The organism is Flavobacterium piscis (assembly GCF_031457575.1).
GTDB lineage: Bacteria > Bacteroidota > Bacteroidia > Flavobacteriales > Flavobacteriaceae > Flavobacterium > Flavobacterium piscis_A.
The window spans coordinates 36279-59620 of the sequence record NZ_JAVDWQ010000020.1; the positions used below are offsets into that span (position 1 = coordinate 36279).

A 23342-nucleotide genomic window follows, 5' to 3' on the forward strand; every position below is an offset into this window, starting at 1 on the left:
CTTAATATATAACTGTTAAAGTTTCTGCTTTTGCAGGACTATCGCTTTCTAAATTAGGAATGAAATGATATTCGAGTTCCTGATTAATTTTTAAATTCTTGTCTTCTAAAGTAAAAACATCACCCCTTAATTCTCTCCATAAAGTTGGTGGTGTTCCTTTTATATTTTTATAAATACTCAAACCCGTAATTTTACCTTTGTTTTTAGCATAGCTCCATGTCAGGATTATTTTTTTGTTTTCCCTGTCCGGCACTCCTTGCAAAAATGTAATTATTTTAACTGGTGTAAAATCTAAAACTTGTACCGTTATCGTAGAATGATCTAAGGATGACCAAAGATTACTTTTATCCTTAGCCAAAATAGCATATTGATATGTTTTCTTGTTCTCTACTTTATCATCCGTAAATTCCTGAATAGTATCGTTTATCTGTTTAATCTCCTGCCACTTTTCCTGGCCTTTCTCTCTCCTTCTTAGGCTATATCCTACTACATCTTCGCTATAACTGCGTATCCATTTTAGATGTACTTTGCCGTCTTTATTATCATAATCTTTGAAAATAGGCGCTGCCGGCGGGATTTTATCCGGTTTATCCAAAACCAAAATATCGGATGGGTCTGAAATATTAAATCGCATATCTTCGGCAGCAATTCTGTAATACACTTTGCTATTGGTCATCTTGAGGCTCACGCTGTCCTTATAGTTATTACCCACATACGATTGATGATAAATATCGACAAACTCCTCACCTGTATTATTTGCTTTCAAAATTCTATAACCTCGCAAATCTTTTTCCTGGTTGGGTTTCCACTTTAATTTAACAACACCAAGACTATCAATTACGCCTTCAAGTCCTGTTGGTTTTGCCGGTGGTATAGAATCCACAGGCTGAACCAGCATACTCTGAGATGTCAAACGCTGGTTATTTTTACCAACTACAGATATGGTAAAATAATTGGATGGAAATAAATTTTCTTTGTAATTGAGTTTTCTCTGAGATGGCGGGATAATTTTAGAAACAACTTTATAGGGACCTTTGTCATTATCTGCTAAATTAATTTCATATCCCTGAATAAAACCTTCTGAGGCTGCAGGATAATCCCATTCCAGATTAACTTCGTTTGAATTAATAATAGTATAATCTGTCAGCCTTGCTGCGGTAACAATGGCAGCTGTTCCTGTTGCAGTAATTGGTTTTGTAGTTTCTCCTTTTTCTCCAAATGCGCTTATACCGTATAATCTATATTGATACACCTTGTCATTTACGCTAAGCGTATCAATATAATACATAATTTTAGACGGATGCTCGTCTTTATCATTCAGGTTTACTAAGGGTGTAGTCGCTATTGGGCTGAAATTAATCCCGTCAGAAGATTTTTCGACCATATAGGAGGTATAAATTCTTTTAAAGGTTTCGTAATCCCAGGAAAGCAATACTTTCTTATCATCAGGAATAGCAATAAAATCTGTTGGAGCCGGAAGTATACTGTAATCTTTTAAACCAATCATATAGGATGATTCTTTTACCTCTGGGCTTTCGAAAACACTTACCTGATAAGCATAGACTTCATTTTTCTTTACATTTGTGTCTACAAATCCCCAACCTGCTTTTAGTGCTCCGCTAAAACTCATATCAGCAGCGTATAAAGCAAATGTATAGCGCTGATCCAGTTCATCTGCCATATTGATTATTTTTGACAAATCTCCTTCTTTAGCGGAAGTTACCTCAAAACTTTCTCCATAAATAGATTGCGCTATGATTGCTGCATTATTGTCTTTTTGCACCAAATCCATCCAGGAATCCAAAGGCTCCGGAAGTAATGGTTTTGGTGTTAGAAGTGTTTTTTCAGGTTTTGATAAAACAATACCATCACGTAAAAGGGTGGTTCTGGTAATTATAAATCCTTTTTTATTTGCTTTTTGCCATTCACTCGGCGAATTAACAGCCCAGCGAATCAAAATTTTATCTTTCTGGGCTCTGGCATTCACCATGACTGTAGCCTGCTTGTTTTGTGAAAAACCCAGTGATATAGATAAAAGAAGTAAAAAAAGGAGTCTAATTTTTGGCATTAAATTGTGTACTTATTTCCGTGTTAAAAAAGCGCAAAAATAATACTTTATATGAACTGACAACTATAATTTGTTAATATTTATTTTGTCAAAATGCATTCCAAATTTTACATACCAATTACACAAGTCATTCTCATGATCAAATAACTGCTGTTTTATGTATATGCCTAACATAGCAACTAAATTTTTAAGCAATGTTGGCTGGCTTGTCCTTTAATTGTATCAGAAACGAATTAAGAATCTTAACTCATCCTGCACTGAAAAGTGCAGAGGTTTTTTGGTTTTACGAAAGACTGAAAGTCTCTCTATTTTAAAACTGAACTAAACCACTATGGACTGAAAGCCCATAGGATTATGTTAGCAGACTGAAAGTCTGCAAAAGGTAGTAGCACTTATTTGTTAACCACAAATTACACAAATTAGCGCCAATTTAATTTGTGTAAATTTGTGTAATTTGTGTAATTTGTGGCTAAACTATTTTTAGAAGCTAAAGCAAAATGTACTAAAGTACATAGTTTTAAACTATATCTGAGACCAATAAAATTTTAAAAAATAATAGTGAGTCAATTTAAAAGCTAATGTTTTATGTTTTTTGCATAACTAAAGTACTGTAATAAATTACCGGATTTTAAAGCTGAACAGAGACCAAAAAAAAGAGGGACTTTCCAGCCCCTCCTAAACTAACATCTTCATTTTAGAGCAGCGTATTTATTTCTTGATAAACCGCTTCACTATTCGTTTACCGTCCTTATCAAAAACAATCAGATAAACCCCTGTTTTCAAATTCGAAACATCCAGACTATTATCACTAACTTTTTGCGTTGCAACCAAACCACCATTACGGCTATCTATAACACTAATATTTCCTCCGGTTATATCTGCTGTAAAGAAAAGTGTATTCAAAACCGGATTTGGATATATATTGAATGCGATATCTTTACCCACTTCATCAGTAATACTTGCTGCAATTTCAGGTATAGCAGCTGCTGCACCAACCCTGGTAATTCTGAACCAGTTGATATTTACGGCACTGGTTTGAATATAGATTCCAAAGCTATATGTTCCGGCATTTACATTTACGGTTTGTGATATTGTTTGCCAATTTTGCCATCCTCCAGTGTTGGGGATACTAACTTCGCCTAAAATAATCGTTCCGCCATTTAAATCTGACGATATTTTAGCACCAGCAACAGCACTTGCCACTCTGTATTCTATAGTATAAGAGCCCGTTGTCGGGAAAATGATATTGTTATACGCCATCCAGTCCCCAGTATCGGTATAAGCAACATTTAAACCTCCGCCAGTATCTGTTGTTGCTTCGGTCTGAATTCCGTTCATGGCTGCATAATCTTCGGCCTGAATTAAAGTAGACGTTTGCGCTCCGGTTGTCGAAATTAATTTCCACTGACCACAAGTCTGGTTGTTATTATCCCACTGTTGCACATTGGCAGCATTAACGGTGCTTGCTCCTGCAACCTCAACGACTTTTCCGCTGTGTCTGGCAATAATTTTGTAAAATCCATCACCTGTTGCTACTAAAATAAACTGCTGATTAGTGGTTCCGTTATAGGGATATTGTTCAACATTGGCACCATTGGCTTTACTGAAATTATTGACATCTAAAGATTGTCCACTATGATTAACGGTAATTTTATACAAGCCATTCCCTAAATGCGTGAATGTATATTTCTGATTGTTTCCTGTATTTACATTTCCCTGTGCAATGTTTGCCCCATTTGACAAACTTGCATTCCAAACATCCATGTTTAAACCGCTGTTTCTGTTTTGTAAAAAGAAAGTTTGATTTCCTAAGGTGGTAACTCCGTTTGCAATTATTCTAATAGAAGTTACCTTATCATTCCATGTTGCGTTTAAACAGGAAGTATCAGAATTAATAACGGTTGAAGCTCCGGTAAAGTTATCATCCTGATATAAAATCGCCTGAAAACCCTGAGTAATTCGAAGTGAAGAAATAGCATCGTTTGAAACCCCTAGAGAATTCAAACGCGCCATATTAATCGCCAATCGTTAATCCGCCAGAGAAGCCAGTATAATTACAATCTTTATAAACCGTAATCACATCTGTCGAAGGACTAATATTTCCTCCTGGCGGAATGGTTCCTGTAATAGAATAACTTCCGATAGAACCATACGCCGAATAGCCTCCGCTTCCTGCGTTTCCTGCCCCGCTGCCGTCAACTCCTATAAAATATTTACCGGCAGGAAGATTGACATTCATAGAAGCGTTCAAAGCAAATGGATCTGAATTCCAATAGGTTCCCATTTCAGCTCCGGCAGAATTATACAATCGTATTAAAAGATGCAAATTTCCGTCTCTTGAAACTGTATTTGCATTGATGGAAACATTTCCTCCGCCTGTTGTAAACGTAAAGAAATCATAATCGGCTTCATTTGAAATAATTCCGTTTTTCTGGTTGATAACACCGCTTCCATTATAATCCAGATTTGCTGCAGAAGCTGTTGTATTTCCATAATCGTCGCCTCTGTATCCTACGCCAAATTTTGTACTGGCAATGATAGCAACATCGTCCTGTTTATTATTAGCATTATTGTATTCACCTTTACTCCACTGCACAATTGGCCTGTAATACCCGGCACCCATAATGGGCGCCCATGAAGTTCCGTCCAAACCAACAAAATATCCTTCAACCGGATTGGTTCGTCCATCATGACCCAGATCAAAAGTATGACCAACTTCATGCGATGAGGCATCTCCACCCGATTTACCCGAAGTAATAAATACCCAGCAAGGCACATCATTGTCCCAATTGAAGGAACCAATATAGGCAACACCTCCCGCCCCCGGGGCTGCTGTATTGGTTGGAGTTACCACCACACGCATTCTTCTGTTTCTTGGATATGAATTAAAAACGGCCTCGCTTGTTGTAACATTTAGGTTAAAAGGCCTGTAATCTTCTGCCACTACCTCCCAATGTTGCTGTACGGCTGCATCGCTCATTCCGGATGGCGCTGCATTAATAGCGTTACCATTGTTCCAAAGATTTCCGGCTGGCATATTATAACCATCAAAATCTAAATATACACAACCTGCTGCGCCTGGCAAACTTTGCAAATTCAGCAAAGCCGGAGCAATTGCAGCTGCTGCTGTTGTTTTACTTGTTTTGTTTGTGCCTTCCGGAACATTTTCATAATCCAGACAAATCAACGTATTGATATCAACTTTAGCAACATAAGCATTTCCGCTTGCATCAGAGTAATATTTGTACGCTTCTTTCGATCTCTTCAAAATGATATGTCCTTCGAGTGATTTGTCCATCACTTTAATGTAAAAAGACGATTCTGGAACATTCTTAATTTCTCCAATCAAAAACTCACTTGAAACATCTGATTCTGTGTAATTGATTTTTCCATTGAAGTTCTTATTCTCCGCCTGAAGCAAAACGGTTTTTTCGCCAGCACTTTTTGAGGTTGCCGTTGCAAGTCCGTTTTTTAAAGTGTTCATAAAGGTTTTACTTGAACCTAAAGAGGTCTGCGCTATGGCAAAACTGCTAAAAGCAATAAAAACAAATAAACTTAACCGAAATCTGTAATCTTTTTTCATATAATATTTAAGGTTTGGGGTTACTTTTTAATATTTTTTAAACACATAGAACATAGGATTTGTACGCTTAAAAGGCATTTCACTTTGATTATAAAACGCATAGCTGTGTTTTAATTCTCTCGCAGATTTGGCAGATTAAGCAGATTTTATTCTTATTTTTATTATTGAATTACACTAGAAATTCCTCAAAGAAATAGGCAAACTTTGTCGAATACAAGATGTGATTTCTCCTTTGTCGAAATGACAAATTAGACGCAATCACAATAATAAAAATCTGCCAAATCTGCGTGAAACAAAAATCTTTTTAATCCTAGAATCTGTGGCTACTAAAAGAACTATTCCTTCTTATTAATGAAGAAATAGTTCTTTATAAAAATTTTATTTTTTAATAAAACGTCTCACAGTTTTTATTCCGTCTTTTTCGACCAAAATCAAATAAATTCCGCTTTTTAAACCGGCAACATTAATACTGTTGCTGTTGGCTTTTTGCGAAGAAACCGTTGCACCATCCTGAGAATTGATAATACTCACATGAGCCCCGGAAATTTCTGCAGTAAAGAAAAGTTCATTTTCTGTCGGACTTGGATAAACAGTCAGGCTTTCGATATTTTCTGTGGAAGTTGATTTTGCAGCCAGAGCAGATGCTGATTTTGTGATTCGGAACCAGTTTAAATTCACACCTGAATTTTGAATGTATATTCCGAAATTGTAGGTTCCTGCATTTACATTTACGGTTTGGGAAACTGTCTGCCAATTTTGCCATCCTCCTGTATTAGGAATATTAACAGCACCTAACTGAATCGTTCCTGCATTTAAATCGGATGATAATCTTGCGCCTGAAACTGCACTTGCCACTCTGTATTCGATCACATAATTACCAGAAGTTGGAAAATTGATATTGAAATACGCCATCCAGTCGCCTGTATCAGCATACCCTACGTTCAATCCTCCACCCATATCTGTTGTTGGTTCGGTTTGAACACCGCTCATAGAAGAGTAGTTTTCTGCCTGAATTAAAGTTCCTGTTCCTACTGGTGGCTGGCTTCCCGTAATAACCTGGTTTACTGCTGTTAATAAAGATTTAGTACCTACAGCATCCTGTGATAATTCCCAAATCATAACACCGCCTGCGTTTTGAATCGCAAATGTTGTTTTTGCTTTTATGGTTGGTATTCCGTTATAATAAATCGTGTTTCCAACCTGATCCTGATTTTCTGCCCCCGGGTATTGCGCTACAATATTAGCAAAAGAAATTCCCTGATTGGCTGCAGCTCCAAAACCATATCCATAAAACGGTAATCCAATGATGGCTTTGCTTGCCGGTAACCCTCTTCCTGTCCAGTAGTTAAACTGACTAACTGCCATACTGTATGGCGAATGTGGTCCTGGATTTCCTGGATTCCACGGTCCCGTAGCATCATATGCCATGATATTAATCCAGTCATAAGCGGCAAAAGTAGAAGTTGGTACATTCGCACCTCCATATCCTTCAGAAAGGGCAGCCGTAATCTGTTTTCCATTGGCGTGTAATTTATTAGCCAAAGCAATTACAAATCCTCCGTAATCACCATTAATTGCCGGACCTTCGAGATCAACATCGACACCATCAAAATTGTGTGCTACAACATAATCGTATATTTTTTGGATAAAAGCTGTCCTGTTTGCCGACTTAATCAGATTAAAATAATTATCACGAATGGCACCTCCCTCAGAAATTGCCCCTCCGCCAAGGGAAACAAAAACTTTTACGTTTTGTGCATGCGCTGCATTAATGATGGAATTCGATCCTGAGTTGAATGTCAGATATCCATTGGCATCCGGGTTTTCAAAAGCAATATTGATGTGGGTTAATTTACTGTACTGAATGGTAGTTGAAAAGGAATTCAGATCAATCCAGTTCGGAATATAAGCGATTACTTTTTTTTGGGCCATTGACAAATTGAAAATACCCACAACGAAAATTAAGATCCATCTTAACCGGATCATTTTGTAATTGTTTTTCATAATAATTTTTTTAATAGATTAATAAATTTGTAAACTTTGGGGGAAAATTAAAAAGCCTCAAGCAATTCTAATTTCAATCAGAATACTTAAGGCTTTAACTCATTTAAAACTATTTTTTAATGAAACGTTTTACTGTTTTTTGTCCGTCTTTTTCCAAAACAATCAAGTAAACACCAGTTCTCAGACGTGAAACATCCACGCTGTTGCTATTGATTTTTTGTCCTAAAACTGCAGCTCCTGTCTGGGCATTTACAATACTCACATTTCCTGAAACTTCTGTAGTAAAGAAAAGTGTACTTTCAACCGGATTCGGATAAATATTTAATGGAGTTTCTGTTACAGTTTCTTCTTCTGTAATTGGAGTCGAAGCCGTTTTTGCAGTTGCAGCAGCACCTACTTTCGTAATTCTTATCCAGTTGATATTCATTCCTGTATTTTGAATATAGATGCCAAAATTGTATGTTCCCGCATTTACGTTTACGGTTTGCGAAACGGTCTGCCAGTTTTGCCAGCCTCCTGTGTTAGGTATATTTACTGTTCCTAAAACAATCGTTCCGCCATTTAAATCTGAAGATAATTTACCTCCTGTTACACCACTGGCAACTCTGTATTCGATTAAATAAGAACCAGTTGTTGGAAAATTAATGCTGTTGTATGCCAGCCAGTCGCCTGTTTCGGTATAACCCACATTTGAACCTCCTCCAGTATCTGTAGTAACCTCAACCTGAATTCCGTTCATCGCAGAATAATCTTCGGCCTGAATTAAAACAGCTGTTTGCGAACTTGTTGCCGCAACTAATTTCCATTGTGCGCAAGTTTGTCCATTATCCTGCCATTGCTGCACATTGGCCCCATTTGTAGTACTTGCTCCTGCAACTTCTACCAATTTGCCACTATGTCTTGCAACAATTTTATAAAATCCATCTCCTGTTGAAAATAATATAAATTGTTGGTTTGTAGTTGCATTATAAGGATATTGCTCCACATTGGCACCGTTAGCCTTATTGAAATTATTTACGTCTAATGACTGACCGCTGTGATTGGCAATGATTTTATACAAGCCGTCTCCTAAATGCGTAAATGTAAATTTCTGATTTGCGTTTGAATTTGCTGTTCCCTGCACTACATTGGCTCCATTTGATACACTGGCATTCAAAACATTCAGGTTTAAATTACTGTTTCTGTTTTGTAAAAAGAAAGTCTGGTTTCCTAAAGTGGTTGTTCCGTTTGGCAAAATTCGGATAGACGTCACTTTATCATTCCACGTTGCATTCAGACAAGTATTATCAGAAGTAATAGTTGTTGAAGCTCCTGTAAAATTATCGTCCTGATACAAAATCGCCTTAAAACCCTGTGTTACTTTAAGTGACGAAATAGCATCATTTAAAACACCTAAAGTATTCAGGCGGGCCAGATTATAATCTCCAATAGTCAAACCTCCTGAGAATCCTGTATAATTACAATCTTTATAAACCGTAATGACATCAGTTGTAGCGGGAACAGAAGGAACCGTTCCTGCATAACCTCCAAAAACAGCAATTACTTTTGTTGGCTGTGGTGTGTGCAGCGATGGCGACTGATCAGCCACATCATCATAAGCAAATCCGTACGCCAGATTGTCTACACTTATTCCCGGCAAATGCCAGAATTTTGAGTAATGATTGGTTGGATTTACCTGATAATATTTCGAAGCATCGTACCAGTTTTGCTGACCCGGGTTTGCAGTTGTAGTGTTTACAACATGTCTGTTGATGGCCGCAGTTAATTGTGCCTGAATCACAAGATCCAGATCTCCGTCAACCTGTCTTCTGTCCAGAACACCTTTTCCTTCTAATGCTTCCTGAGTTGTTGGTCGGTTTTGAACTCTTCCTGTACGGCCTGTAAAACCTCCGGATTGTCCAACCATTACCAATTGTTCTCCAATAACACGTCCTTTAAAAACTCCGGCATCTCCGGCATAAAATATCAAATCTTCATTTTTGTATTTATTCCAGATTGCATCGATATACGGTTTTAAATAATTGGCATGTGGCCCTACAGAAGTCCCTCCTGTTCCATCTGCAAAAGCCGGCGTTTTAGAAGGTGCTGTAATTTCGCCGGTTGCATCATTTACACAACCCTGAAACTCTGATGGCACATTGGCCTTGAAAGCTGCTACAATATCAGCGTGTTTTTTTAATTCTCCTACTCTTTTTTGATAGCCGTTTGCACCAAACAGTTCCATTCCCATTGGGTATTTATACGAATCTACTCTCGATGGATTTCCAAAGAAACCATATTGATTGTTAGTCAATTCAATGATTTCATATAAAATTCCCTGATTTGGATCTGTAACATTCAACGGATTTGGTGAAGTATACCCCGAAGGAGCTCCATTGGCACCAAAAAAGTAAAAATACAGCTGCTGTCCTTTGGCGATAAAAACCCTGCATCCGGCAATTTGCGGTAATGTAAAAGTCTTATTCGGAATCTCACTTAATTTGGTAAAACAATTGGCATATTTTGAGTTTTGCCCCGGTCCGGTATTGCCTCCAATTGTTGGTCCGGTAACGGTATTATAAGACGGGCTCATTGGTAAAACCTGACTCGTTTTGGCATTGACCCAAACATGATTACCAGTAGTATAATCGATACCAACAATGGCTACATACAATTCGTTATCATTAAATGTAGAGGTATTGCTGATCGTGAAAGGAATAGCTCCCTGCCCGAACATAAGATTTGAAAACACCAGAAACAGTGCTGTCAGAAAAGAAAATTTTGTGAGGTTAATTTTATTCATATCTAGATAATTTTGGGGTTACGTAAATAAATTTTAAAGTCATTTTTGAAATGATGACTTATTTATCCGTCAGGTGCAAGTATTTTCTTCTTGAATTTATTTCTAATTTGGGGACATCGAAATAGTATTTCAGATCACTTACACCCAGCGGATTTTTAGTTTATTGCTTGATCAGTTTTTTGGTCCAGCTTTTTTGATCTGATTTGAAGTTCACAATGTAAACTCCTCTAGACAGCTTGCTAATATCAATTTGATTTTCATTCGCGCCATCACCTAACACAGTCTGCAAAATCAATTTCCCCGAATTGTCGTAAATCATTACGACTTTGTTGTCTAATTTTTCAGGTATTGAAATGTGAAGATAATTACTGGCAGGATTTGGAAACATGGTAAAATCACTTACTTCTAATGCTTCTTCCTCAAGAACTGCTTTTTTAGCTGTTGAAGCTGATCCGTAAGCTTCTATCGTATACAATGAATATCCATAAGGAGCTAATGCTTTTGCCGTGCATAAGATTCGCAGGTATCTTCCTGTTCCACTTACTGTTAAATCGTCTGTGCCTCCATCGCTGGAAGTTTGGGTATTTATCGTTTCGTTTTCTGTAAAAACATTATCTGTAGAAAGCTGTACTTTGTATTGCGTTGCAAAAGCTGCTTCCCATTTTAGTATAACACGGTTGATATTGTAATTGCTGCCCAAATCAACGTAAATCCATTCTGTCGCATTGCCAAATGAACTTGCCCATCTGGACACAGTAGAATCAGTATCTGTTGCTTTACTGGCGGAATAAGTTGCATTTTCTTCTGTAGAAGCAACTGCTGTTTTTGATAAAGCCAAATTGACATTTGTATTTGGAGGCGTAATATTTCTAACAATTACATCGCTGAAAACACCTGTTGTCAAAGTTCCATTATTATGGGATGTTACTGCCATTCCCACATAAATGGTATTGGCCATAGCAATTGTTCGTGCTGTACCAATTTGAGTCCATGTTGTTCCGTTATCTGATGTGTAAGACGTAAATACGTTTCCAGTTCTAACAGTACGAAGCCATTTAGGAAAAGTTCCCGCTGCTCCCTGCTGAATTGTTGGTACTGAAACGGCATCTCTTGATAAAAACTCTACTCCTGCCGCAGCCGTAATAGTGGTCATAGCATGTTTAGAAGTTGTTGTAAGCGTTTCACGGAACATCACCCCTGCTTTCGCATACGTATTAGTGTTTGTCAATGAAGTTACTCTGGCAATAATTTCTGCATCACCAGTTATGGGCTGGTATACATACTGAAACTGATCGCTTGATTCCCAAATATCTGTTCCCGCACCTTTAATGGTAAAAGTTCCATTAGCATGTGTCGCTGTTCCGGCCGGTGTTACCGCACCTAAATCTGTACTAACCCATGGAGCAGGTAAAGTTGCCGGTGGATTTTCTGTAGAAACTAAATTTACTGCTCTGATGTTATCAAAGAAATACGTATTTCCAGAACTTGTTCCCGGTTCAAATAAGAAAACAAAACGATTTACTTCACTATCCAAAGTCGAAGCATCCGGCGAGCTTGCATAGGTAAATGTTACCGTATGCCATGCATTTGATTGTTTTACAACACCTTGGTAAACGCTGTGTCTTCCTGACGGAAAATTAGACGGAATCGAAGCACTGCTTTCTGCCTGCCAGGATATGATAGATCCAACAGGTGCAGAAGTATACACGTCCATGGCGAATTTTTTAGTTCCGTTTTTGAAATCTGCAATATTGGTTAAAGTTGTATTGAACGAGAAATTATCATACAACTCTGTTGCTTTTCTAACGTATCGTGCCACATTTGAAGACGTATTGATTCCGCTTGCATTTGGATTTGCCGTATTTGGAGTATATGTTCCAATAGCATCCCTGAATGTGATATTATGCGTGTTTTGGTAATCTTCGTAAACTACTCCTGGCGTAAAAGTATCCGGAAGTTTGGTAGCACCAATTCTGATATTATCAAAATAGTACGTATGGCTTGTATAAGAACCGGAATTAAACAATAAAACCATTTGGTTGATTGCCAGATTAGAAGTTCCTAAATCAGGACTTGCATTGAAATAGAAAGTCAATGTTTCCCATTGGTTTTGTTTGGTGGTTATCGCTACATAATTACTGTTTCTTCCAGTTGGAAAATTAGTAGGAAGCGATGTTGCACTGTTTTCTAAGTTCATACTTACCACCGTTCCAATTGGTGCAGAAGTATACACATCGATCATGATTTTATTGGTTTGATTTTTCAATAAACCGGCATCTTCGATTGTACTTTGTGTGTTAAAGAAAAGCACATCATATTGTTCCGTTACATTTCGAACATATCTCGCCACATTCGCAGAAGCGTTAACCGAATTTGAGCCCGGATTGGCCACTACAGAATACGTCCCGGTAGTAGTTCCTTTGATAATTCTATTGATACCATCGTAATTCTGTAAAACATCTGTGGCAATAACTGGTTTTTCAGGCGCTGCTTTTGTCAGCAGATTATCAAAATAATAGGTCGCTCCTGAATTCGAATTAGATTCAAAAAGAAAAACTACAGTATCGATAGTCAAAGCACTTGTATTGGGATCGATTACTTTTTCAAATTCAAATTCAATCGTTTCCCACTTATTTTGTACAGTAGTCGTGGCTTTGTAACCGCTATGTCTTCCTGATGGAAAATTAATGGCTGTTGTTACCAGGCTATTTTCAAGCTGCATAGAAATTTTAGTTCCAACCGGTGCCGAAGTATAGATATCAAAAGAAATCTTTTTTCTGCCATACACATAATCATTAGCATTGCTGATGACTACGTTTTTAATATTCATGACATCATATAATTCAGATGCGTTGCGAACATATCTTCCTACTAAAGCAGAAGTATTAATTCCGGTTGCCGATGGGTTTGCAATAGCTTCTGTCAGGACTCCGGTTTTATTTCCGTAAACAATGTTTCGGTTTGACTGAAAATCTTCCTGAATTTTTTCTACAGGCAAAGGAACTTCAGTTGTGACTGCCAGTTTATATGTATTAGAAGCACATCCGGAAACAGTAGTAGCTACAGCAACATCTCCCCCAGATGTTCCCCAGTTTACTGTAATCGTGTTTGTACCTTGTCCGGACGTAATTGTCGCTCCAGAAGGAACTGTCCAGTTATAACTTGCCCCTGCAATTGTATTGATTGAGTATGTTTTGTTTGTTTCGTTATTATATACTTTGGCATCTCCCAAAACGCCGTATGTAAAACTACCACTGTAAACACGAACATAATCAACCTGCAATTTTGCCGGAAAATCAGCCGGAATTGGTTCAACACCAGCACCGTTAACGCTTGTATAAGGCGTTCCTAAACTTCCAACTGCCAGATTCAGAATAATATAAAACTGGTTGTCGTTAAAAGGCCATCCGCCATTTACAGTCGTATTTGGCGTAGCAGTATGAAATAAATTACCATCAATAAACCATTTTATGATATTTGGTCCCCATTCTACGGCATAAACGTGAAATTCATTCGACAAATCAGTTGGTGAAGTATAGCTTCTACCGGTATAATGATAACCGCCTGCATCATAATGAATCGTTCCGTCTATCGATTTTGGATTTCTGTGTTTGGTCTCCATAATATCAATTTCACCTGTGTACGGCCAATTTCCTCCTACAGGCAACATCCAAAATGCCGGCCAGGCCCCCATTCCTGTTGATAGTTTCATTCGGGCTTCAATTCTTCCGTACTTTATGGCATATTTACCTTCAGTAGTTAGTTTTGCAGACGCATAAGGCTGTTGTGGAAATTGTGCATTCGGTTCATATTTGGCCTGAATGTTCAAATAACTATTGGTTCCTTCTTTGACAATTGTTGCCTGATTAGGATCATAGCGTTGTGCTTCTGCATTTCCAAATCCGCAAAGCGAAGGACAGCCATTTCCGGAAATACTTTGCCATTTAGTAGCGTCTACAGTTGTACCGTTAAATTCATCTGACCAAATCAGCGTATTGCATTGTGAGTGAATTTTTAGAAAAGGCGACAATAATAAAATTGTCAGGATCAGAAATTTTTTCAGAAAATTGTAATTGTTCTTCGGTGGTTGGCCGAAAGAAAAGTCTTTTTGTTTCATTTTTGTAGTTTTTTATTAGTAAAGCATTATTAACAAAATAAAAGTCCTATTTCTTAAAAAAAAGAAATATTATTCTAATAATAATGCACAATATTAACAAATAAACCACCTAAGACCCTTATTTAGGTATACGGTTTGACTACGGTGTTCGTAAAAAAATGTACTATTTAGCGGTCAAATCGCGTAAAACTACCTGAGATTTTACTTAATAATAAAAAACTAAAAATTCAAAATAAATTCAGTGATATTTGCATCAGACGGAAGTTGTAATTTTTTGCGGATTCGGTAACGTGTATCTTCAACTCCTCTTACCGAAATTCCCAAAAGCGGCGCAATTTCTTTGGTATTGAAATTCATTCGCAAATAAGCGCACAATCGCATATCACGAGGAGTCAGTTCCGGAAAACTTGTTTTAAGTCGCTGCATAAAATTATCATGAAGCTGATTGAAGATTTCTTCAAACTCATTCCAGTGTTTATCTCCCTGCAATTCGTGATCAATTATTCGGTTTATTTTGGACAGTAAACTGAAATTGGTATTCGAATCATTTTTCTTGTCTATCTGACCGATTAATTCTTTTATAGAAAGCAGGATTTCATTCAAATGAATGAGATTCACGGTATTAGATGCTACTTTTGCATTTTTTAGATTAATTGTAGTTTCCAGGTTATCTCGCATAATTGCCATATTTTCCTGCTCTAAAGCCAGTTTTTGCTCGTTTAATTCGGCACGATTTCGCAACAATTCTTTTTCCTGATTAAGGATTAATTGTTCCCGGTCCCGCTCTGCAATATTTTTTTGATATTTTATAATTGCATAAATCAAAGCACAAAAAAGTATCAAATACAGGATATAAGCCCAAATGGTTCTGTACCAGGGCGGTAAAATTTCAAATTTAAAAACAGCTTCTTCGCTTACAACATCATATATATTCTTTGCCCTAACATGAAAGATATATTCTTTCTCAGGCAGGTTTGTATATTCTTTTTCTGTCTGAAGGCTCCAATCAGACCATTTAGGTTCAAAACCTTCCAGCCAATATTCGTATTTGGTAGCATCGGTTTCATCATAATGCAAGGAAGCAAACGAAAAATGCAAGGCATTATTGGAGTACGATAAAACAGGAGAAAATTCTGCTCCTGATTTTATATTGGTTGGAAGCACATCATATCTACTCGAAAACAGCAAACTATCTTTAGGAAAAATACTTTTAACTTCTGAAATTACGGCTTTATATTTTGACTGGTAATTTTTATTTTTGGTGGCATTATAATGAATTAAACCATCTTGTGTTCCAAAAAAGACATCACCGCTTGTGGTCGTCTGAATGTTTTCGAAACCCGGAACATATAAATATCTCAATTTTCTAAAAGGCAATTCTTCTAAATGTAAATTCCCTTGTTTTTTCTGATTTATTTTTCCGGTATTTTCTCCCGAAACGTACCAAATGTTATTTTGATTATCTGCCTTCAGTAAACGAATATGATTTTCTGTTCCGAGATATTTCTTAAAAGTAAGATCCGGAATCATTTTTTTTGAGGCTGCATCTTGTTTGTAGACGCCTTTTGTTGTTCCAAAAAGAACCTGATTATTAATTTTGAAAGTATTCAGAAACAAACTTGAAGGAAAACCTGCTGCCTGATTATAAAACTGAAGATCTGAAACAGTATCGAATGTTTTATTAAATCTGATTTTATAAATTCCTTTGTATCCGTGGGCAATCCAGATGTTTTCGTCTTTATCTGTTATGATTATTCTGCTGCTTTCTTCAAAACCTTTTATTTTATGCTGATAAACCCACGATCCATTTATATTTTTCAATAGATATAATCCGGTATAACCACCAACAAGCAATAAATCAGGATGATTTGGGATAATTATACCTTTCCACGCTCCATCTGTTTTGGCTAATAATTTTGCCGAATTACCAGTCACTTCAAATATCCCATTCTTTTCAAAAGCCAAAAGCGAATCACCAAAAATACCAATATTCCAAACATTTTCAGACATTCCGTCAATATGTTGAAAATGGGCATTTTCCCGTTTCCCACTTTTATAAGCCTTCCAATCGAGCCAGAACAAACCGTTATCTGTGCCGATATACAATTTATTTTGATGAACCTGACTGCAATATATTTTAGTTTCTGAATTAGAAGTATCAAGAATTCTGGACAAAGGCGAGGAAATCTGAATCAGCGAAATACCTTCTTTGAGCGTTACCCATAAATTGCCTTCTTTATCAGTTTTAAGATTGGTTACATATTCATTTTGCAAACCCATTTGTTTGTTGATATGCTGAATTAAATGCCCCGCACTATCTATTACTACCAATCCGGATTGACGCGTTCCTATTCCGAAATAGCCGCCAGAAAGTTGAATTCCAGCTGAAATCTGATTCTTTTTCAGCAAATAATCCGCTTCTGTTATAAAAGGTTTTAGTTGATTGTTCTTATAAATAAAAAGCCCTTTTTTTTGCGTGAGAAGTATCAAACCGTCTTTAGTTTCAAAGATTTTCCTAATCTGCATTCCCACAATTTGTGCACTATTCGGAATTGTTATCAGAACATCATTTTCCAGTTTCAATAATCCTTTTGCATTATCGGAAACATAGATCTCTTTATTGACTTCAAAAAAATCATCAAAATTAGCTTCAGATCGTATTACTTTGATTTTATTATCCCTGTAAATAAATATTCTTTCGTTAGAGAAAAAAATTACTTCTTTATTACGAACGACCGTGTGTAAAACATCACCAAAATTTCTTGCTGAAACCGGAACTAATTTTACTAGAGACGTGTATTTATATTGTCCGTTTTCCAACTGAACCGTATACCCAAAATCCCCTTGAGCGCCCACATACATTTTATTGTTTTTATCAATCGCAAGAGAGCGAACCATACTTCTGTTTTCCGGTTGCGTTACAATATGCCATCGAACGCCATCAAATTGCATAATCCCAAAATGATTCGCAAAAAACATCATGCCGTTAGAATCTTGTAAAACATCCCAATTTTCTGAAGCCGCTTTATATATTTTCGGATTGTAGCTGGTGATAAAAGGAACTCCTGTTTTTTTAATCTGAGCACTGAATAAATGGGGTAAAAAGAATAAGGATATAACTAAAAATCTAATTATAAAATTCATCATTTTGTATATGTCTGTAGGTTATTTTGTGATTTTTGGGAATCACAATATTAAAAAAACCACTTCTTGGGGAGAAGCTGTTTTTTTTAACAAAACATTCGATTATTTCTATTTCAAAAATTATAATTTGATAATTTGAGTACTAAAAAAATCGAATATTGAGAATCAAATATATGAAAAATTTGTTTTAATGTAACAAATTACACTATCGGCTAAGAAAGTAAAAATTATAAAATGAAGGGTTACTAATGTATAAAAGTGGAATTTATGAACAAAAGATTGTTTTTCATGTACCTAATCTTGCAATTTGTATATTGTGGCTAGTATTTTTTTAGAAATAGCAAAAACAGCATCACGTTATGATTGTCTTTTAATTTTTCTTTAAGAATTTTAAAAGCCTTGCTAATTTGTGCCTCAACAGTTTTAATAGAAACATTTAAATACTCTGCTATTTCGATATTGGTAAGCCCTTCCTTTTTACTGAGGATAAAAATCTGTTGGCACTTAGGGGGTAAATTTTGTATTTCTCTATTAATAATGGTGAGCATTTGTTCTATTGAGCTCTCATCTGTAGTTTCGACAACCTGCTGCATTGACTCCATGTATTTTTGCTGTAACAACAACATGGCCCTATTTTGCTGATAGCTGTTTATAAATTCATTATAGATGGATTTATATAAAAAGCTCTGTATGGAAAATTCAGGATTAAGTTTACTCCTGGTTTTCCATGTTTTCAAAAATACATTCTGAACAATATCCTGAGCCATTGAATGATCATTGACTAAGGTAAGTGCATAGGTATTTAGCCTTCTGTGAAACTTATTCAATAGAAATTTATAAGCTTTCTCTTCTCCATTTATAAGGCTTTCTATTAATACAGCATTATCATCAAAACTCATAAAACGTATTTATTTGGTAAAATAAAGAAAAAAAACATATGAATATGAAAAAAATAGTAACAAAAAGTTAGGGTATTATGATTCTGTCTTGTATTACATAAAAAGCATAAGGAAATGGATTTCGAAAAAATAGAAAGCATAATTATAAAGTATTTTTCACAGTCGGCAAATATGGACGATCTGGATATATTAAATAAATGGATAGAGAATCCGGAAAATCAATTGATTTTTCAGGAATATGTTAAAGCTCATTTTGCTATAACCCTGGCTATGAACGATCCGGATATCAAAACTGTTAGAGAAGCACTTTTAAAGGAAATCAGAAAAGAAAAGAAAAAAACATATAAGTACAGCCTTAGTGATATAATGAAATATGCTGCAATTGCCATGCTGTTTATAGGAATCGGTTTTTTATTGCAGAAGAATATCTTTAATGATAATAGTGACAAGCAGGTGGTCCTGCCCGGAAAAGATGAAATTACCCTAACGCTGGGAAATGGAAACATTAAAATTATGGCTGCAGATGGGACTTCGAAAGTATATGATGCCAATGGAAAAGTAGTGGGGCAACAAAATGGCAAAGAATTAGTTTATACGGCTAATGGAGAATCCGGAAAATTAGTCTACAATACTTTAAATATTCCCAATGGAAAACGATTTAATATTACACTTTCAGACGGGACACTTGTACACTTGAATGCAGGAAGTTCAATTACCTTTCCTGTACAATTCCTGAAAAACAAAATACGTAAAGTTTTTCTGTCGGGAGAAGCTTATTTTGAGGTGGCACATGATAAAAAAAATGCTTTCGTAGTAAATGCCAATAAGCTTGATGTACAGGTATATGGCACAAAATTTAATGTAACCAACTATCTCGAAGACAAAGCTACAGATGTAGTGTTAATTGAAGGCTCAGTAAGTCTGACACAGTCCGGATTATCTGTAAAGAACAATAATGAAGTCTTCCTGACGCCCGGCTATAAGGGAACTTTTAATAAAGAAGATAAGAAAATTTCAAATGAGAAGGTTACTACCTCTTTATATACTTCCTGGATGATTGGTAATCTTGTATTCAGACAGGAAACTTTTGAAAACATCATTCAAAAACTGGAAAGGCATTACAATGTCGTCATTATCAATAATAATGAAAAATTAGCTAAAGAAACGTTTAATGCTACTATTGAAACTGACCATGAAAGCATTAATCAGGTATTTAATTACTTTAAAAAGGTGTACCAAATTGAATACAGTATCGTAGAAAATAAAATAATAATCCACTAAATAAGCTATGCCAATGAATTGAAGTTCAAATTAAACTAAGTACTAACTATCACTTCTTACCATATCCTAAAAATCCGGACAAAAAAAAATCGGAAAATGCTCGAACATTTCCCGATTAGGTAAAGTGATCAAACCAAAAGATTAATCACTAATAAACATTCCAAAATTATGAAAAAACCACCAAAGTTCACTGGATTATTTCCGTGGAACTTAAAATTTGATTTGAAAATGAAGTTTTCACTGTTATTTTTTATTACCGTCAGTTTTGTTATGCAGGCAGGCACGTCCTATTCTCAAAAAACGAAGATCTCTTTGGATACAAAAAGTGTTACGGTAAAGGAGGTTATCGATGAAATTGAGACAACGACAGAATTTAAGTTCCTGTTTAATACCAAAGCAGTAGATTTAAACCGTAAAGTTTCGATAAATGTTAAAAAAGTTTCGATAAATGTTATCCTGGATTTACTTTTTAAGGATGTCAATACTAAATATGAAATTGATGACCGTAAGATCTTGTTAACCAAAAACAAGGAAAATAAAGTCATCATGATGAGTTCCCTAAATCTAATTGATTTACCTCCAAAACAAATTACGGGTATTATTACAGACTCAAAGGGACAGCCGTTACCAAGTGCCAATATAGTAGAAAAAGGTACTACCAATGGGGTAACTACAGATTTTGACGGGAAATTTTCCATTACAATTTCCAATGAAAATGCCACGCTCGTGATCTCTTATATAGGTTTTGATACTCAAGAGATAAAAGTAAATGGGCAAAGCACTATTAATGTAGTGTTAATGGAAACCGCAGCAGGTTTAAACGAAGTTGTGATTATTGGTTATGGAAAACAAAAGGCTGGAGATGTAACAAGTGCAGTAGCCAGCATAAAGTCTGAAAAATTCACACAAGGACAAAATAGAGATGCCGGACAGCTAATTACAGGAAAAGTGGCAGGATTGAGTGTTACTAATGCTACCGGTGACCCTAACGCTACAACTTCAATTAAATTGAGAGGTAATAATACACTTTCGGGAGCTTATACAGACCCTCTGGTCCTAATTGACGGAATCCCTGGATGGCTCAATACAGTAGCTCCGGAAGATATTGAAAGTATTGATGTACTTAAAGATGGATCTGCAGCTGCTATTTATGGTGTACGAGGTACCAACGGGGTTATTTTGATTACCACCAAAAAAGCTAAAGGCGGTGCACAGATAAATAATGTGGAGTATACAGGTTATATTAGTACTGCCCAAATATCAAGAAAACTTGATTTTATTGGCGCTGATCAGTTTAGGGAATTATATTCGGAAGCGAATAACGGCGGAAATGTGGACTGGCTTAAAGAAATCACCACCTCACCTATAATCCATGTTCACAATCTTTCATTACAGGGAGGTAACTCTCAAACAAATTATATTGCAAATATCAACTATAACAGCCAGGAAGGTGTCTTTATAGAATCAAACAATAAAACATTCAGAGGACGTATTGAGGTAAACCACAAAATGTTTGATGATAAGCTAAAGCTCCGTTTTTCAGTATTAGGCAGAGAATCGTATACTGAGGGCAATTTTTCAAATTGGGCATATTATCAGGCACTGAGACGCAACCCTACAGATCCGATTAAAAACGCTGATGGTACGTGGCATGAAAACTTAAATAAACTTGGATATGAAAACCCATTGGGCCTTATTTACGAGGCGGATGGAAATACAAAAACCACAGAGATGCGTTATGTAAGCACACTTACATACAACCCGATCGAAGATCTTACTTTGAATGCCAATTTCTCTTTCAGACGCCAGCCGAGCACTAACGGAAGTTCGACTACATTAAACCATATTTCAAATATACGCGATAACTCTGGTGTTAATGCCTGGATTGGCGGATATACTGACACCGAAAAACTTATGGAGCTGACCGGCACTTATGAAAAAAACATAGAAAAAAATAAATTTACAATTCTTGGCGGCTACAGCTATATTGAAAACGGCAGTGAAACCTGGAATATGTTTAATAAGCAGATTCAGGATGATATGTTCGGAGGATGGCACAATATAGGTTCGGGTTCCGGTTTACAGGAAGGTTTTGCAACTATGGGTTCAGGAAAATGGAAGACCAACCTTATTAGTTTTTTTACCAGGGCAACATACGCTTACGATGATAAATATCTTTTAATGGCCAGTGTAAGGCATGAAGGGGCAAGTCAGCTTTGGGGAACTAAAAGTGCATGGGGAACATTCCCGGCTGTCTCTGTTGGATGGAAGCTTACGAAGGAATCTTTTATGGAAAACCAAAAAATATTTGATGAACTGAAACTACGTGCAGGTTATGGTGTCACAGGTTCTCAGCCATCAGCAGGATTTTTGGGTGTGGCAATGCTGCAATACGGGGATTATGCCTATGTAAACGGACAGTGGATACGAACAATAATACCAGCATCTAATCCAAATCCGGACCTTAAATGGGAAGAAAAAAGAGAAACAAACATAGGTCTTGACTTTAGTTCATTAGACGGGCGCCTTTCCGGATCTTTAGATTTTTACACCAGAGATGTTGAAGGGCTTTTGTACAATTATACCGTACCGGTTCCGCCAAATCTTTACCCTAACATCATGGCGAATGGCGGTAACATGGTAAACCGCGGTATTGAAGTTCTTATTAATGCAGTACCTGTGCAAACTGCTGATTTCAAATGGGATACTTCAATTACCTATTCTACAAACGATAATACCCTTAAAAGTTTAAATGGAAGTACATTCAAAACTGATAATGACTATTTTGATACAGGATCAGTAGCTTACGAAGGTCAGGTCACAAGTTCACACAGGGTTCAGGTAGGTGAAGCAATTGGTAATTTTTATGGTTTTAAAGTAGTAGATGTAGATGATAACGGCAAGTGGATCTATGAAAATCGTAATGGAGAAAGAGTTCCTTATGATAATTTTACACATGCTCCCGAAGACAGACATTCTATTGGAAACGGTATACCAAAATGGTACGCAGGATTTAACAATACTTTAAAATACAAAAATCTGGATTTTACTGTAAACATGCGCGGTGCCTTTAACTATCAGATTATTAATGAGGCACGTATGAACTTTGAAGGGACACAAAATGGATACAGAGATAACCGTTTGTCCTCAGTAAATGACAAAGTGTTTGGAAAAACAACTTTAAATCCATCTGTTGCAGCTGAATTCAACAGCTACTATATTGAAGACGGTGATTATTGGAAGATAGATAATATCACCTTGGGATATACTTTTGAAAAATTTTCTAAAGGTTTTAAATCCATAAGAATATATGGTTCTGTAAACAATGCTTTTATTTTCACTTCATATAAAGGTATTGATCCGGAAGTTAGTACATCAGGTTTGGATCCCGGAGTTGACAGGCGCGAGAAATTCCCAACTGTACGCACATTTGCCCTTGGTTTAACAGCTAGATTTTAATATTA

General features: G+C 36.3%; 10 protein-coding genes. 2 read left to right on the forward strand and 8 right to left on the reverse strand.

Going from position 1 to position 23342, the window contains the following annotated elements; translation table 11 throughout:
- Position 1: 1 nt before the first annotated feature.
- From J2W48_RS20465 to J2W48_RS20500, 8 genes are all read right to left on the reverse strand, one after another.
- Positions 2-2068: a fibronectin type III domain-containing protein gene (locus J2W48_RS20465; RefSeq protein ID WP_310283737.1), complete on the reverse strand. Its 2067-nt coding sequence runs from the start codon at positions 2066-2068 to the stop codon at positions 2-4.
- 708 nt (positions 2069-2776) lie between these two features.
- The gene (locus J2W48_RS20470) at positions 2777-4072 is read right to left on the reverse strand and encodes an RICIN domain-containing protein (RefSeq protein WP_310283739.1); all 1296 of its coding nucleotides are present in this window, start codon (positions 4070-4072) and stop codon (positions 2777-2779) included.
- Positions 4073-4082: 10 nt separating this feature from the next.
- Positions 4083-5651, reverse strand: a complete 1569-nt coding sequence (locus J2W48_RS20475; RefSeq protein WP_310283742.1) for a hypothetical protein — start codon at positions 5649-5651, stop codon at positions 4083-4085.
- A 378-nt stretch (positions 5652-6029) separates the two neighbouring features.
- Entirely contained in the window at positions 6030-7655 is a 1626-nt protein-coding gene (locus tag J2W48_RS20480) for a glycosyl hydrolase family 18 protein (RefSeq protein WP_310283744.1), read from the reverse strand.
- A 109-nt stretch (positions 7656-7764) separates the two neighbouring features.
- Entirely contained in the window at positions 7765-10437 is a 2673-nt protein-coding gene (locus J2W48_RS20485) for a beta-1,3-glucanase family protein (protein WP_310283747.1), read from the reverse strand.
- A 160-nt stretch (positions 10438-10597) separates the two neighbouring features.
- Positions 10598-14554, reverse strand: coding sequence for a family 16 glycosylhydrolase (locus J2W48_RS20490; protein WP_310283749.1), 3957 nt, complete (start codon positions 14552-14554; stop codon positions 10598-10600).
- Positions 14555-14773: 219 nt separating this feature from the next.
- Entirely contained in the window at positions 14774-17701 is a 2928-nt protein-coding gene (locus tag J2W48_RS20495) for a triple tyrosine motif-containing protein (protein WP_310283751.1), read from the reverse strand.
- Between the two features lie 317 nt (positions 17702-18018).
- The gene (locus J2W48_RS20500; protein WP_310283753.1) at positions 18019-18597 is read right to left on the reverse strand and encodes an RNA polymerase sigma factor; all 579 of its coding nucleotides are present in this window, start codon (positions 18595-18597) and stop codon (positions 18019-18021) included.
- Between the two features lie 114 nt (positions 18598-18711).
- Between J2W48_RS20500 and J2W48_RS20505 the strand changes: the two genes are divergently transcribed.
- Together J2W48_RS20505 and J2W48_RS20510 are read left to right on the forward strand one after the other, a co-directional pair.
- Positions 18712-19878 carry a FecR family protein gene (locus J2W48_RS20505; RefSeq protein ID WP_310283755.1) on the forward strand — a complete coding sequence of 389 codons (1167 nt, stop codon included), beginning with the start codon at positions 18712-18714 and terminating at the stop codon, positions 19876-19878.
- A gap of 168 nt (positions 19879-20046) precedes the next feature.
- Complete coding sequence (locus J2W48_RS20510; protein WP_310283757.1) at positions 20047-23337, forward strand: SusC/RagA family TonB-linked outer membrane protein; 3291 nt, start codon at positions 20047-20049, stop codon at positions 23335-23337.
- Positions 23338-23342 lie beyond the last annotated feature (5 nt).

What these genes read in the sequence shown, in the direction of transcription:
- J2W48_RS20465 (WP_310283737.1), bottom strand. Translation starts at nt 2,068, where the DNA reads ATGCCAAAAATTAGACTCCTTTTTTTACTTCTTTTATCTATATCACTG.
- J2W48_RS20475 (WP_310283742.1), bottom strand. Translation starts at nt 5,651, where the DNA reads ATGAAAAAAGATTACAGATTTCGGTTAAGTTTATTTGTTTTTATTGCT.
- J2W48_RS20480 (WP_310283744.1), bottom strand. Translation starts at nt 7,655, where the DNA reads ATGAAAAACAATTACAAAATGATCCGGTTAAGATGGATCTTAATTTTC.
- J2W48_RS20485 (WP_310283747.1), bottom strand. Translation starts at nt 10,437, where the DNA reads ATGAATAAAATTAACCTCACAAAATTTTCTTTTCTGACAGCACTGTTT.
- J2W48_RS20490 (WP_310283749.1), bottom strand. Translation starts at nt 14,554, where the DNA reads ATGAAACAAAAAGACTTTTCTTTCGGCCAACCACCGAAGAACAATTAC.
- J2W48_RS20495 (WP_310283751.1), bottom strand. Translation starts at nt 17,701, where the DNA reads ATGATGAATTTTATAATTAGATTTTTAGTTATATCCTTATTCTTTTTA.
- J2W48_RS20500 (WP_310283753.1), bottom strand. Translation starts at nt 18,597, where the DNA reads ATGAGTTTTGATGATAATGCTGTATTAATAGAAAGCCTTATAAATGGA.
- J2W48_RS20505 (WP_310283755.1), top strand. Translation starts at nt 18,712, where the DNA reads ATGGATTTCGAAAAAATAGAAAGCATAATTATAAAGTATTTTTCACAG.
- J2W48_RS20510 (WP_310283757.1), top strand. Translation starts at nt 20,047, where the DNA reads ATGAAAAAACCACCAAAGTTCACTGGATTATTTCCGTGGAACTTAAAA.